Consider the following 13,597-nt stretch of genomic DNA (forward strand, 5'->3'; position numbering starts at 1 on the left):
AGCTGGCGTTCGGCCCTGCCTACTTCGACGCCGAGATGGCGCAGCCGCCGCTCGCGGTCTTGAGCTTCCACCGTGTCAAGCCGGCCTGGCAGTTGCGCAGCGCCATTTCTTCCGCGGCCTTCTGGGACGGCGCGTTGAGCTTCGTCCCGCAGATGATGTAGAGGTCGACAACGCGCGAATAAAAGGTCGTGGCGTAGGCCGAATGACCGCCCGCCGCGATATAGGCTTTGTACGCCACGTTGCATTCGCTCTTCGGATCCGAGCCCATGGTCGGTGGAAAATGCACGTCTCCCTTGCTTCCCGCCAGTGAACCCGCCGTCGCGGCGGCGACTGTCGTTACGACAAGCAGTCCGGTCAGCACCGGGAAACGAACGTGGTCTTTCCTGCCTGCAAGCGATTTGGCCCTGCTCATGCCAGTCGCCGAGAACATTAGTAATCCTGCAAGTATCGACGCTGCCGACTTGCGACAATATTTCCGAACCATTTTCACCCCAGCCCAATTGCCCAACCCAGTGTGAGCAATAGCGAACATTCGGTGCCGCCGCCAGTTCGCCGGTAGAAATTTTCATTTGGCTATGATGATGAATCGATTGGTCCATACAGTTCAACTTTCCCCCAGAGCAGCAATGGCTCTTCGGTATAGTTCTGAAGTCGGCTCATCGAAGCAGCAGAAAGTAACGGTTTCCGGCGATGTGTTCCGTGCAAGGAAGCTGCCGACCGTTCGGACCGCGATCGCAGTCGCTTCAGCCTTCGGATACCGGTAGACACCAGTCGAGATTGCTGGAAAGGCAATTGTCCGGCAGTCATTGGCAAAAGCGATTTCGAGCGAGCGCTGGTAGCAGGAGGCGAGCAGTTCTGCCTCACCCTTGCCGCCACCCTGCCAAACCGGCCCGACCGTATGGATGATATGGCGGGCCGGCAGCCGATAACCCTTGGTCAGCTTTGCATCGCCCGTCTTGCAGCCATTGAGCATGCGACATTCGAATTCGAGTTCCGGCCCGGCGGCGCGGTGAATGGCTCCGTCGACCCCGCCGCCACCGAGCAGCGAGGAGTTGGCGGCGTTGACGATGGCATCGACCGCCAGCTTGGTGATGTCGCCGGTGTGAACGCTGATCCGGTCGCCCGTGGCGCTCATCATCACATCCTGAACACACCGAAGCGTGTCTCCTCGATCTCGGCGTTGAGCGCGGCCGACAGGCTGAGCGCCAGCACCTCGCGTGTCCGGGCCGGATCGATGATACCGTCATCCCAGAGCCTTGCCGAGGAATAGAGCGGGTGGCCTTCATGCTCGTACTTCATCAGGATCGGCTTCTTGAATTTCGCCTCCTCCTCGGCGGTCCATTCCCCGCCCTTGCGCTCGATGCCTTCGCGCTTGACCATGGCTAGCACCGTCGCCGCCTGCTCGCCGCCCATCACCGAGATGCGGGCGTTGGGCCACATCCACAGGAAGCGAGGTGAGTAGGCGCGGCCGCACATGCCGTAATTGCCGGCCCCGAACGAACCGCCGACGATGACGGTCACCTTGGGCACCCTGGCGGTCGCAACCGCCATCACCAGCTTGGCGCCGTCCTTGGCGATGCCGCCCGCCTCGTATTTCCTGCCGACCATGAAGCCGGTGATGTTCTGCAGGAAAACCAGCGGGATCTTGCGCTGGCAGCACAATTCGATGAAGTGCGCGCCCTTCAGCGCGCTCTCGGAAAACAGCACGCCATTGTTGGCGATGATGCCGACCGGCATGCCGTGGAGATGGGCAAAGCCGGTGATCAGCGTCGTGCCGTAGTTCTGCTTGAACTCATCGAATTCGGAGCCGTCGACGACGCGCGCGATCACCTCGCGCACGTCATAGGGCTGGCGCAGATCGGTCGGGACGATGCCGTAAAGCTCATCCGCCGGATGAAGCGGCGGAATCGCTTTCTGTAACTTCAGGCTTACAGCTTTGTTCCGATTCAGGTTCTTGATGATGCGCCGGCAAATGGCGAGCGCGTGTTCGTCGTCCAGTGCATAGTGATCGGCGACACCGGAAAGCCGGGTGTGCACATCAGCGCCGCCCAGATCCTCGGCGCTGACATCCTCGCCGGTGGCCGCCTTCACCAGCGGCGGTCCGCCGAGGAAGATGGTCGCCTGGTTGCGCACCATGATCGTCTCGTCCGACATCGCCGGCACATAGGCGCCGCCAGCCGTGCAGGAACCCATGACGCAGGCGATCTGCGGGATGCCGGCCGCCGACATGTTGGCCTGGTTGTAGAAGATGCGGCCGAAATGCTCGCGGTCGGGAAACACCTCGTCCTGGTTGGGCAGATTGGCGCCGCCGCTGTCGACCAGATAGACGCAAGGCAGGTTGTTTTGCAGTGCGATCTCCTGCGCCCGCAGATGCTTCTTCACCGTCAGCGGATAATAGGTGCCGCCCTTCACGGTGGCGTCGTTGACGACGACCATCACCTCGGTGCCCTCGACACGGCCGATGCCGGCGATCAGGCCGGCCGACGAAATCTCCTCGCCATACATCGACCAGGCCGCGAACTGGCCGATCTCGAGGAAAGGCGAACCGGTGTCCAGCAATTGCGCCAGGCGTTCGCGCGGCAACAGCTTGCCACGGCCGACATGGCGCTCGCGTGCCTCGTCCGAGCCGCCCCGCTCGACGGCCGTGGCCTTTTCGGCGATGTCGGCAACCAGAGCCCTCATGCGCTCGGCATTGGCACGGAAGGTCTCGGAGGAAGGAGAAATCTGGGTTTGCAGCGTGGCCATGCTACGCTCCCTCCGCCATGATTTCGCGGCCGATCAGCCAGCGGCGGATTTCGCTGGTGCCGGCCCCGATCTCGTAGAGCTTGGCGTCGCGCAGCAGCCGGCCGGTCGGATAGTCGTTGATATAGCCGTTGCCGCCAAGCAGCTGGATGGCGTCGAGCGCCATCTGCGTCGCTTTCTCGGCGGCAAACAGCACGCAGCCGGCGGCATCCTTACGGCTGGTCTGGCCGCGGTCGCAGGCGGCGGCGACGGCGTAGACGTAGGCGCGCGCTGCGTTCATCGCCGTATACATGTCGGCAAGCTTGCCTTGCACGAGCTGGAATTCCCCGATCGGCTGGCCGAACTGCTTGCGCTCGTGAACATAGGGGATCGCCACGTCGAGGCACGCCGCCATCAGGCCGATCGGCCCGCCGGCAAGCACGGTGCGCTCATAGTCGAGCCCAGACATCAGCACCTCGACGCCGCGTCCTTCCTCGTGCAGCACATTGTCGAACGGTACCTCGACATCCGAAAAGACCAGTTCGCCGGTGTTGGAGCCTCGCATGCCGAGCTTGTCGAGCTTCTGCGCCACCGAAAACCCCGGCATCGCCTTTTCGACGATGAAGGCAGTGATGCCGCGCGATTGCCGTTCCGGGTCGGTCTTGGCGTAGACGACCAGCGTTTCGGCGTCCGGACCGTTGGTGATCCACATCTTGGTGCCGTTGAGCACATAACGGTCATTGCGCTTATCGGCGCGCAGCTTGAGCGACACCACGTCGGAGCCGGCGCCGGGCTCCGACATGGCGAGCGCACCGACATGCTCGCCCGAACACAGCGGCGGCAGGTATTTTTCCTTCTGTGCCTGTGTTGCCCAACGGTTGATCTGGTTGACGCAGAGATTGGAGTGGGCGCCATAGGAGAGGCCGACCGATGCCGAGGCGCGCGAAATCTCCTCGACCGCGATCACGTGGGCGAGATAGCCCATGCCGCTGCCGCCGAAATCGGGATCGGCGGTTATGCCGAGCAGGCCGAGCGCGCCGAGTTCGTGCCACAGATGGGCGGGGAATTCGTTCTCCCGGTCGATGTCGGCTGCGAGCGGAGCGATCCTGTCCTGCGCGAAGCGCCGGACCAGGTCGCGCAGCGCCTCGATGTCCTCGTCATGCCCGAAGCTGAGCGTGTTCGTGTACATGCCGTTCCTCCTGCCGCATGACCCCATCGATCTTCGCGGCGACCAGGCGCATTGTCATCGAAAGATATGTTGCCGTGACTTCAGCGATCGACAATCGCTCGCCCGGCCGGAACCAGACAATGACGCCGGTCATCATCTGGATCAGCGCCATGGCCGTCAGGCCGGTGTCCTCGACGCTGAAAATACCCGCCTCGGCGCCATCGCGCAGGATCGAACGCAGTTCCTTTTCGTAGGCCGTGCGCATGCGCAGGATCTGCGTCAGCCTGCCGGGCGACAGGCTGCGCAATTCCATGTTCGACACATGCGTGGCGTGGCGGCGTTCGATATGAAAGGCGATGTGGTTGCGCACATAGGCGGCAAGCTGCCGCGCCGGATCCGCGCCGGCCGGCCTGGAGTGCTCCCAGGCTTCGCGAAGTCCTTGCATATGCTCGCGCATCAGTGTGAACAGCAGCTCTTCCTTGGTCGGGAAATAGCGATAGAGCGCGGCTGCCTGGACGCCGACCTCGGCGGCCAACTGGCGCATCGACATCGCTTGATAGCCGTGGCGCGCTATCAGGCTGACCGCCGCTTCGCGGATTGCCGCCTCGGTTCGCCCGCCGTCTGATCCTGTGGTGCGTGCCATCATCGCCTCGCTGACGGCGGTAGTAATAAAACGAACGTTCAATTAATTCAAGAGAGCGAGCTCCTACGCAATGATCCTGAAATCTCCAGGCGTGGTCCAACTCTCCAGCTCTTCCACATCGATCCGCGAGACCGCCGCTCCCAGCGGGCCTTGCCGTAGCCGCTCGATCATGTCCGCAACCGCCGCGTCGGCGCCGGTAAGCCATGCCGTCACCGAGCCGTCTCTCTCGTTGCGCACCCAGCCCAGCAGCCCGAACCTTGTCGCTTCGCCTCGCGCCCAGATCCTGTAGCCGACACCTTGAACCTTGCCGTATATGCGCGCCTGAACCGCCCTCTTCCGGTCTTTCATGGCTCACTCCCTTGCATAGAGTCTGGCGCGGCACCGAACGAAGGCAACTGGCTTGAGGTACTATCCAATCGAAGACCGGGAGTTTTTGCGGAAATAAGTGACTTGATCCAGTAAATGGTTGACTGGGTCAATTTTCTGGCCATCATCCCTGCGGTCTGGAAATTTCCCGGAGGCTTCTGGCATGAGCGATCGCAATGCCTTGGTCGGCGATATCCGCCGCTTCAACCGGTTCTATACCGGGCTGATCGGGTTGCTCGACGAGACGTTGATGCACAGCGCCTATACGCTGACCGAGGCGCGGGTGCTGTTCGAGCTCGGCTGTCGCCCCCGCGATTGCCCCACCAATCCTGGCGGCAAGACAGGCTTTCTGGCCCGAGCGCTTCGGCTCGATCTCGCACCGGTGGCCTCCGCAATCGCTCGGGGCCTTCAGGTGGATCCTGCCTATGTCACTAGAATCCTTCGCAAATTCTCTGCCGCCGGCCTGACTGAAATGTGCACCGGTCCCGCGCCGCTACGATCGCGCGTTCTTTCGCTTTCCGCGCGCGGCCAGGCCGCGCTTGCCGCACTTCATGCGGCTACGGATCGTGATCTCGCCCGCCTGACCGCGAGCCTGAATGACAAGGAAGCCGCGGAACTGTCGGATGTGCTGACGCGTGCCAGGCATCTGCTCGGCGTAGCGATGGCTCCTGAGCGCCCGGAAGTGCCCTAGTTTCCCCGCGCCGCCGCCAATGCACCCGGCAATTCCTCGGCGAAGATATCCAATTCGTGGTCGAGACCGACACTGACGCGGATGCAGCGGTCTAGTCCTGGCGCCACCGGCTTGCGGATGAAGACGTCGCGCGACAACAGTCCCTGCAGCACTTTCAGGGCGAAAGCACCGTCATGGCCGCAGTCGATGGTGACGAAATTGGTCGCCGAGGCGAGCGGCTTCAACCCGTTCTGTTCGGCGACATCAGCGATGCGCCGCCGTCCGGCGGCCACCCGGGCCACCACCGTCTCGAGATAGGCCTGGTCGGCGAGCGCCTCGACGCCGGCGATCTGCGCCATGCGGCTGACGCCATAGTGGTTGCGGATCTTCTCGAAGTCGCTGATCACCAGCCTCTCGGCCAACGCATAGCCGCACCGTATGCCGGCAAGTCCGTAGGCCTTCGAAAAGGTTCGCATGCGGATGACGTTTGGCCGCGAAATATCGATCGGCGGCAGGGCCGAGGCCGGTCCCAGCTCGCCATAGGCCTCGTCGAGCACCAGCATGGTGGTTTCCGGCAGGGCTTGTATGAAGCCGATGATCTCGTCGGCCTCCCACCAACTGCCCATCGGATTGTCCGGGTTGGACAGATAGACCAGCGGCGCCTTTTCCCTGACGACCGCCGCGAGCAGACCGTCCAGGCTTTCGCGATCGTTCTCGTATGGGACGCTCACCAGCCGGCCGCCGACACCGGCAATGTGGAAGTTGAAGGTAGGATAGGCGCCGAGCGAGGTGACCACCGCATCGCCAGGCGCCACATACATGCGCGCCACCAGGCTGAGCAGGCCGTCGATGCCTTCGCCGACAACGACGTTCTCGACAGCCACATTGTGATGCGCGGCCGCCGCAACTTTAAGGTCGTAATTGTCCGGGTCGCAATACATCCACTGGTCGCGCGCGACACTCTCCATGCGGGCGATCACGCGCGGCGAGGGGCCAAAGCTGCTCTCATTGGCGCCGATGCGGGCACGGAAAGCGCGCCCGCGTTCACGCTCCTGCGCTTCGGGGCCGACAAACGGCACGGTCGACGGAAGCGCGGCGATGAGTGGTGAGAGGGCAGGGCGCTGAGGCATGTCGAAAGCTCGCTTGGAAGGGAGCCTTCTTGCTAACGTGCCGCTTGGGACGGTGCAAGGTCAGGATCGACCGATCCGGTGGCCTTACTGGATTCTGCCGGCGGTATTTGCCAGCGAGGCAGGATGAACACGCGATTGCCCCCCATCTAGTCCAGGCAATTCAACGCTCGATCTGCACCAAAGCGCAACCCGCGGCCAGTTCTACCAGCCAGGAATTGCCGCAGAATCCCCGCATCGCGCAAAGCCGCGGTCCGGTACGCTCTTATTTTTCCATATTAATGACGCGGGCTTGTTGATTGTGCCGCCGCTTTTCTTTATCCACCGGCACAACGGAGAGGTGGCCGAGTGGTCGAAGGCGCTCCCCTGCTAAGGGAGTAGAGGTCAAAAGCTTCTCGTGGGTTCGAATCCCATCCTCTCCGCCATGACCCCAAGACCTTGGTTGCTCTCGGGGCTTACCCCGGATTTTTCTGCGCCTCTGCTTGATCCAGAAAGAGCGCGATCTCATTGGGCAGGTTACCGGTCTCCAGGAAGGGTGCGTGGCCCTGATCCGGTACGGTGATTGTCCTGGTGCCGGGATGACGCTTTCGCATCTCCTCCAGCGTTTCCTGGGACAATAGCCTTGAATTGGCGCCGCGTATGACGAGCAGCGGAATGGCCGCCAACGCATCGAATTGCTGCCAAAGAGGCGGCAATGGCTGTGACGGGTCGAGATTGGCAACCGTGTCGACCAGCTTCGAATCGAAATCGGGCAGCAGCCCTTGATTCGTCTCGCGATAGAGCGCGCGCACCATTCGCTCCCAGTCGCCCTCAGCAAGCGCTGGAAAGTCCTGGCTATGAACATTGCGCTGGGCATCCACCGCCTCGGTGAAGGTTTTCGGCTTTGGCGTGCGTTCGAGATAGGACTGGATGTGAGCGAGGCCGGCGGCTTCGATCACTGGCCCTATGTCGTTGAGCACGATGGCTTTCAGTACCGCCGGCTGCATCGCGCCAAGGACATGGATCACCAGCCCGCCGCGCGAGGTGCCGATGAAGGCCGCCTGTCCGATACCGAGTGCGGCCAGCCCGGCAAGAACGTCGCCGGCTTCGATGCCGACATTGTAGTGACTGACATCGGGATCGTAGGCCGACTGCCCGCGTCCGCGGTAGTCGAAAGCGACAACCTTGCGCGCAAGGGCGGATCGCGTTGAGAGATAGAGCGCAAGCTCGTGAAAATCCCGCGCGTTGCGCGTCAGGCCAGGCAGACAGACGACCGGCCAATGGGCGGAACTCGCTTCGCCATAGACACGCGCGTGAAGCCTCAGCCCATCTGGCGCGGCATAGAAGAAGTCGGAGAAATCTGGATTGCTCGACATGGAACGGACGCCTTAGCCGCGAGATCGTCCACGACTGCTATAGACGGAGCGCTGGAGGGTCAAACGGGAAAGGCTCCTCCTTCTCCTCGCACGGGGAGAGCAAGAGCCTCAGCTGCGCCCATTCACGAGATCGCCCACAATGTCGTACTTGCCGGAAATACGCATCTTGTAGACCTCGTAATTCTCCATCACGCGCTGCACGTAACTTCTTGTTTCCGTGTAGGGAATCCGCTCGACCCAGTCCACCACCGCATCGATGTCCTTGCCGCGCGGGTCGCCGTATTTCGCCACCCACTGGCTGGCCCGGGCGGGGCCCGCATTGTAGCCCGCGAAGGTCAATACGTACGAGCCGTTGAAGCGATCGAGCTGTTCGCCAAGGAACGCCGAACCAAGCGTTGCATTGTAGCCGGCGTCGCTTGTCAGCCTGGTCTGCGAAAACTGCAATCCGGCCTTCTTCGCCAATTGCTTGGCGGTTCCCGGCATCAGCTGCAGCAGGCCGCGCGCGCCGGCACTGGATACGGCACCGACGTTGAATTCGCTTTCCTGGCGGGCGATCGCATAGGCCAGCGCCTTGCCCGAACCGGAAATATTGGCCGAATCGGGGATGACGCCGAGCGGATGCGACAACGCACCGACATCGATGCCGCGCGCCCCGGCGATCTTGCCAACTTTCAGCGCCATGAAATGGTTGTCCTGCTTTTCCGCAAGGACAGCGAGCAGCGCCAGTTCACCCGGGCTGGTCAACTGCCCGGCAAGGTCGCGATAGAGCGTTTCGGCATAACGGTCGTAGCCTGCCTCCTGCAGGCGCTTGATGGCGGAGACGGCCTCGCGGCCGGCAAAGTTCTGCCGGTCGGCGGCACTTGGCTGGGGATAGACGATGTTGAGCGCCTGCCGGCCGACGCGTTCGGCGGCTAGCTGGCCGTAGAACGTCGTTCCGTAGGTCGCCGCACGTCCAAAATAATCCTTGGCATTGCCGGGGCCGCCGACTTCCGCCGAGCGGCCGAGCCAGTAATAGGCGCGCGACAGGGTCACCGGCCCCTGAGCTAGCTCGGCGATGCGCGCGAAGTGCGTCGCCGCGAGCTTGGGATCGCTCAGGCCGCGCAGCGCATACCAGCCGGCATGGAACTCGGCTTCCGCTGCATTGGCCGCGCTTTCGGCTGCATGCATGGCGACTATCTTGTATGCGGTCTTCATGTCGCCCTGGTCGACCAGTTCGCGCGACAGCACCCGGCGTTCGACCCACCAGGCGTCCGGATCGACCAGGGATTCACGGTCTGCCGGCGCTTTCATGACAACCGCCGCTGCGCCCGCAAAATCCTCCTGCTTGCGCAGATATTCGGCCTGCGCGAAGAAATAGCCGGCCGAACGCTGCGCCACCGGCACCGCCTTCAGCAGTTTGGCCGCATTCTTGTCGCCTCTGTCGGCCGCCACCCAGGCGTCGGCAAGCTGCTGGGCGCCGGCGAGGCCGGCGACACGCAAGGCGGAATTCACCCGGTCGGCATAGAACATGCGTTCCATGCGAAAACGGTGATCGGCGGCGGGAACAAGGGCGCCGAACTCCTTGATCAGAGCCGCCTCGTCCTTGGCGTCCAGGATCGCGGTGCGCCAGAACGGCGACAACACCGATCGCGCCGCTTTGGCGTTGCCGGACGACACATAGGCGCGCGCGAGAACCATCACGCCTTCGAATGTCTGCGGCTGGCTGCCGTCGAAAGCCTTGATGACGATGTCCGCCGCTGGGTTCTCGCGATAGAGCGCGCGCTCGCTGTTCTTGCGCAACGCAACGGTGCCTGGCCAATTGGGCAGCATCTTCGCGGCCGCCGCGATATCGCCACTCGGAACCTTGTCGCCCCCGTAGAGCGCGATCGCCCAGGCCAATATGTGCTGGTCGAGCGATTGTGCGGGGAGGGCATCGCGCACACCGCGCGCGCCGGGAATATCGCCAGCTGCCAGCGCATCCAGGCCGCTTTTCAAGAGCGTGACGCCGGGGGTGGGGGCCTGTTGCGCCTTGTCCTGTACGCCAGGCATCGGAATGGCCGAAGTGACCCGCACATCGGCGCTGCCACAGATCGCCACGCCGGGCATCAGCGCGGCGATGGCGCCAAGAAGCGCGAACAGGCGGGGCCGACCGGTCGGCATGATCCTTCGTGTCTTTCCTTAGTCCAGCATTTTACCAGCAGGCGAAGAAGCCTCGAAGCCTAGACTTAGGTCGTGAAGGGCTCGTAAACAAAGGGTTATCGAGGCCGTTCGAATAACGCTTGCTGGCACCATGGCAATGCTTGCCGCGCAACAGTGTCGAGACTATGGTGCGCGGCTTCGCTTTCGGTTAGAAGGCGCGCACGACAAAACACCGATGCATGTCGCCCAAAACCGGCAACCGCTTTTGGGACGACGACATGCATGAACCTGGAAGTCCCAAGGAGTTGGACGACATGCTGAGAGGCTCGCTTACTGCGCTCGTGACACCGTTCGAAAAGAGCGGGCGTTTCGACGAGAAAGCCTTTCGCGCGTTCGTCGAATGGCAGCTGGGCGAAGGCACCACGGGCCTCGTCCCGGTAGGCACCACCGGCGAGTCGCCGACGCTGTCGCATGACGAGCACCGCCACGTCGTCAAGGTCTGCATCGAGGTGGCCAGGGGCAGGGCGCCTGTCGTCGCCGGCGCCGGTTCCAACAACACCGAGGAAGCTGTTGGGCTTGTGCAGTATGCCGAAAAGGCGGGTGCCGATGCGGCCCTGGTCGTCACGCCCTACTACAACAAGCCGACACAGCGCGGTCTCTACGAGCATTTCGCCGCCGTCGCCCGGGCGACCAAGCTGCCGATCATCATCTACAACATCCCGCCGCGCTCGGTGATCGACATGACGCCGGAGACGATGGGCCGGCTGGTGCACGACTTCAACAACATCGTCGGCGTCAAGGACGCGACCGGCAAGGTCGAGCGGGTGTCCGAGCAGCGCATGACCTGCGGCAAGGATTTCATCCAGCTTTCCGGCGAGGATGCCTCGGCACTCGGCTTCAATGCGCATGGCGGCGTCGGCTGTATTTCGGTGACCTCGAATGTCGCACCGAGGCTGTGCGCCGAATTCCAGGAGGCAACGTTGTCCGGCGACAGCGCCAAGGCGCTCGAGCTGCAGGACCGTCTCTTGCCCCTGCACAAGGCGATCTTCATAGAGCCCGGCGTCTCCGGCGCCAAATACGCGCTGTCGAAGCTGGGCAAGGTCGAGAACGTGCTGCGTTCGCCGCTGGTCACCATCGAGCAGTCGACGGCCGAAAAGATCGATGCGGCCATGAAGCACGCCGGCTTGATTAATTGAGGATGAGGCGCCACCTCTCCACATCATGAATCAAGTCAGAAAAGCCGATCCCAACAACAAGACCGTTGCGGAAAACCGCAAGGCGCGGTTTTCCTATGAGGTGCTCGACACGATCGAGACCGGCTTGGTGCTGACTGGCACCGAGGTCAAATCGCTGCGCCAGGGCCAGGCCAACATCCAGGACAGTTATGCCTCGGTAGAAGGCGGCGAGATCTGGCTGATCAATTCCTATCTGCCTGAATACCTGCAGGCCAACCGCTTCAACCACGAACCGCGCCGGCGCCGCAAGCTGCTGCTCAACAAGCGCGAGATGGCAAAACTGTCGCAGAGCGTCGACCGTGAAGGGATGACGCTGGTGCCGCTAAAAATCTATTTCAACGATCAGGGGCGCGCCAAGCTGCTGCTTGCCGTTGGCCGCGGCAAGAAGCTGCATGACAAGCGCGAGACCGAGAAGCAACGCGACTGGTCGCGCGAAAAGGGCCGGCTGCTCAAGGAACGCGGGTGATCAGGTGACAGCCTGAAAAAAGCCAACAGCCGGGGCTTCAAGGTCTAACAATCGGCAAGCCCAACAGGGGATGGTCTTGAAGAAGCGGACTGTTCTCTGGGGCCTCGCCAGTCTTGCCCTGGCATCTATCGTTGCGGCGGGGGCCTTGGTCTATTTCCACACCTATTCTCCCGACCGCGGCAGATATCCGGTCAGGGGCATCGACGTCTCCCATCATCAGGGCAAGATCGACTGGCGGCGCGTTGCCGCCGATGATGTGGCTTTCGCCGTCATCAAGGCGACTGAGGGCGGCGACCATGTCGACGAAGCCTTCGCCGGCAACCTGCGCGAGGCCCGCGCCGCCGGGCTCGCCGTCGGCGCCTATCATTTCTTCACCTTCTGCCGTCCGGGCGCCGACCAGGCCAGGAATTTTATCTCGGTGGTGCCGCGCGATCAGCCGTTGCTGCCGCCGGTCGTCGACATCGAGTTCGGCGGCAACTGTCCGCAGCGCCCGTCGCCCGAGCAACTGAACGCCGAACTGCAGGCTTTCCTTGGACCCGTCGAGGCGGCCTTCGGCAAGCCAGCGATCGTCTATCTGACGGATGAAGCCGAAGCTGCCTATGCCGGGCAAATCAGCGCTCGCCCACTCTGGCTGCGCTCTCTGCTCATGGAGCCGGACCGCCGTGACTGGATCTACTGGCAGTACCACAACCGGGGACGCGTGGACGGCATTGAGGGGGACGTCGACCTGAACGTTTTGCAGGGCGGGCCGCAGAAGTTGGCGGCGCTGCTTGCCCCCATACCTTGATGCCACTGAAACCATTTACGATCCAGCTGGTGCCGGAACAGCCAGATTTTCCCTGGTGCTGCGTCGACCCATCGCCGAATAACCCATCCCGGCGGCCATGATGGCGATGGCCACGCATTGGATCGCCAGCGGGGTCTCGCCAAGCACGACCATGCCGACCATCACGGTGGCGATCGGCACACCCGGCAGGAACAGCGATGCAGCCTGCGAGCCCAATTGGTCGACAATGTAAGTGTAAAGGAACATTGCGACAGCGCCGGCGAGAAGACCTTGAATGACGATCTGGCTGGCGATTTCGGCGCCTGCGGCGGCATGGAGGCCGCTTGGCGCAAAGACATAGAGAAGTGGCAGCGGCAGGCAGGACAAAAGCACGACGCTCGCGGTCGCCGTCACCGGCTCGACACGCCACCGCTGCACAAGAACGGCATATGTGGAAAACATCGCGCCCGATCCGACAAACAGCAGATCCCCGAACAAGACATCACCGGCGCCGGTGCGCGCCGGCGCTATGAACAGCAACAAGCCGGCGATAATCGTGGCGACGCCAACGATCCGCCGGCGCGACGCGCTTTCCCTGAACAGCGACAATAGGAACGAGAAGAAGACGATCGAGGCGGGGCAGAGCGCCGCGGCATGGGCGGCGGGCGCATGAGTGAGGCCCCAGTTGATGATCAGCGGATAGGGCAATCCGGCCAGCGCCGCCAACGTCAATCCACGCCGCCAGCCCAGCGCCGTCATGGTCGCCAGGCCGCGCCTCCAGACGATCGGCAGGAACACCGCGCCGGCACCGGCAAAGCGCAAGCCGGCCATGTCGGTGGCCGTCAGATGCTCCCTGAGGCTGAAGCGGGCGGCCACGAACTGCGCGGCATAGATGGCGATCATGGCGAGGCCGGCGATCACCGCAAGCCTTGTGTTTCCCGTGTCTCGGACGTCCGCCATGT

Annotated in this window: 14 protein-coding genes and 1 tRNA gene; 5 read left to right on the forward strand and 10 right to left on the reverse strand. The window is 62.9% G+C overall.

Annotation, left to right across the window (positions count from 1 at the left end; genetic code table 11):
* Nucleotides 1-19: 19 nt before the first annotated feature.
* The 6 genes from EN824_RS08915 to EN824_RS08940 form a co-directional block, all read right to left on the reverse strand.
* The gene (locus EN824_RS08915; RefSeq protein ID WP_127871367.1) at nucleotides 20-484 is read right to left on the reverse strand and encodes a hypothetical protein; all 465 of its coding nucleotides are present in this window, start codon (nucleotides 482-484) and stop codon (nucleotides 20-22) included.
* Nucleotides 485-604: 120 nt separating this feature from the next.
* Entirely contained in the window at nucleotides 605-1,135 is a 531-nt protein-coding gene (locus EN824_RS08920) for an O-acetyl-ADP-ribose deacetylase (protein WP_135915308.1), read from the reverse strand.
* Nucleotides 1,136-1,137: 2 nt separating this feature from the next.
* Nucleotides 1,138-2,745 carry a carboxyl transferase domain-containing protein gene (locus tag EN824_RS08925; RefSeq protein ID WP_127871369.1) on the reverse strand — a complete coding sequence of 536 codons (1,608 nt, stop codon included), beginning with the start codon at nucleotides 2,743-2,745 and terminating at the stop codon, nucleotides 1,138-1,140.
* 1 nt (nucleotide 2,746) lies between these two features.
* Nucleotides 2,747-3,910, reverse strand: coding sequence for an isovaleryl-CoA dehydrogenase (locus EN824_RS08930; RefSeq protein WP_135932159.1), 1,164 nt, complete (start codon nucleotides 3,908-3,910; stop codon nucleotides 2,747-2,749).
* Nucleotides 3,879-4,532 (reverse strand): TetR/AcrR family transcriptional regulator, encoded by a 654-nt coding sequence (locus EN824_RS08935; RefSeq protein WP_135932160.1) that lies wholly within the window; start codon nucleotides 4,530-4,532, stop codon nucleotides 3,879-3,881. Before EN824_RS08935 ends, EN824_RS08930 begins: the two co-directional genes overlap by 32 nt.
* Before the next feature lie 63 nt (nucleotides 4,533-4,595).
* Entirely contained in the window at nucleotides 4,596-4,880 is a 285-nt protein-coding gene (locus EN824_RS08940; RefSeq protein WP_127278538.1) for an acylphosphatase, read from the reverse strand.
* Between the two features lie 199 nt (nucleotides 4,881-5,079).
* Between EN824_RS08940 and EN824_RS08945 the strand changes: the two genes are divergently transcribed.
* On the forward strand, nucleotides 5,080-5,589 hold the full coding sequence (locus EN824_RS08945; RefSeq protein WP_245520964.1) for a MarR family winged helix-turn-helix transcriptional regulator: 510 nt from the start codon (nucleotides 5,080-5,082) through the stop codon (nucleotides 5,587-5,589).
* Here the strand turns inward: EN824_RS08945 and EN824_RS08950 are convergent.
* Entirely contained in the window at nucleotides 5,586-6,698 is a 1,113-nt protein-coding gene (locus tag EN824_RS08950) for a pyridoxal phosphate-dependent aminotransferase (protein WP_135932162.1), read from the reverse strand. The genes EN824_RS08945 and EN824_RS08950 overlap by 4 nt on opposite strands.
* 331 nt (nucleotides 6,699-7,029) lie before the next feature.
* Between EN824_RS08950 and EN824_RS08955 the strand changes: the two genes are divergently transcribed.
* Nucleotides 7,030-7,120 (forward strand) — tRNA-Ser (locus tag EN824_RS08955).
* Nucleotides 7,121-7,150: 30 nt separating this feature from the next.
* Here EN824_RS08955 and EN824_RS08960 read toward each other — a convergent pair.
* Complete coding sequence (locus tag EN824_RS08960) at nucleotides 7,151-8,050, reverse strand: alpha/beta hydrolase (RefSeq protein WP_135932163.1); 900 nt, start codon at nucleotides 8,048-8,050, stop codon at nucleotides 7,151-7,153.
* A gap of 108 nt (nucleotides 8,051-8,158) precedes the next feature.
* Nucleotides 8,159-10,189, reverse strand: a complete 2,031-nt coding sequence (locus EN824_RS08965; RefSeq protein WP_135932164.1) for a lytic transglycosylase domain-containing protein — start codon at nucleotides 10,187-10,189, stop codon at nucleotides 8,159-8,161.
* 293 nt (nucleotides 10,190-10,482) lie between these two features.
* Between EN824_RS08965 and dapA the strand changes: the two genes are divergently transcribed.
* From dapA to EN824_RS08980, 3 genes are all read left to right on the forward strand, one after another.
* Nucleotides 10,483-11,364, forward strand: coding sequence for a 4-hydroxy-tetrahydrodipicolinate synthase (gene dapA, locus EN824_RS08970; protein WP_127278541.1), 882 nt, complete (start codon nucleotides 10,483-10,485; stop codon nucleotides 11,362-11,364).
* 25 nt (nucleotides 11,365-11,389) lie between these two features.
* Nucleotides 11,390-11,869: an SsrA-binding protein SmpB gene (smpB, locus tag EN824_RS08975; RefSeq protein ID WP_027144197.1), complete on the forward strand. Its 480-nt coding sequence runs from the start codon at nucleotides 11,390-11,392 to the stop codon at nucleotides 11,867-11,869.
* 76 nt (nucleotides 11,870-11,945) lie between these two features.
* The gene (locus tag EN824_RS08980) at nucleotides 11,946-12,656 is read left to right on the forward strand and encodes a GH25 family lysozyme (RefSeq protein WP_135932165.1); all 711 of its coding nucleotides are present in this window, start codon (nucleotides 11,946-11,948) and stop codon (nucleotides 12,654-12,656) included.
* Between the two features lie 15 nt (nucleotides 12,657-12,671).
* On the opposite strand, the gene EN824_RS08985 is transcribed toward EN824_RS08980, so the two are convergent.
* Nucleotides 12,672-13,595 (reverse strand): DMT family transporter, encoded by a 924-nt coding sequence (locus tag EN824_RS08985; protein WP_135863726.1) that lies wholly within the window; start codon nucleotides 13,593-13,595, stop codon nucleotides 12,672-12,674.
* Nucleotides 13,596-13,597: the final 2 nt, after the last annotated feature.

This window comes from Mesorhizobium sp. M8A.F.Ca.ET.181.01.1.1 (genome assembly GCF_004792025.1).
In the GTDB taxonomy this organism is placed as follows: domain Bacteria; phylum Pseudomonadota; class Alphaproteobacteria; order Rhizobiales; family Rhizobiaceae; genus Mesorhizobium.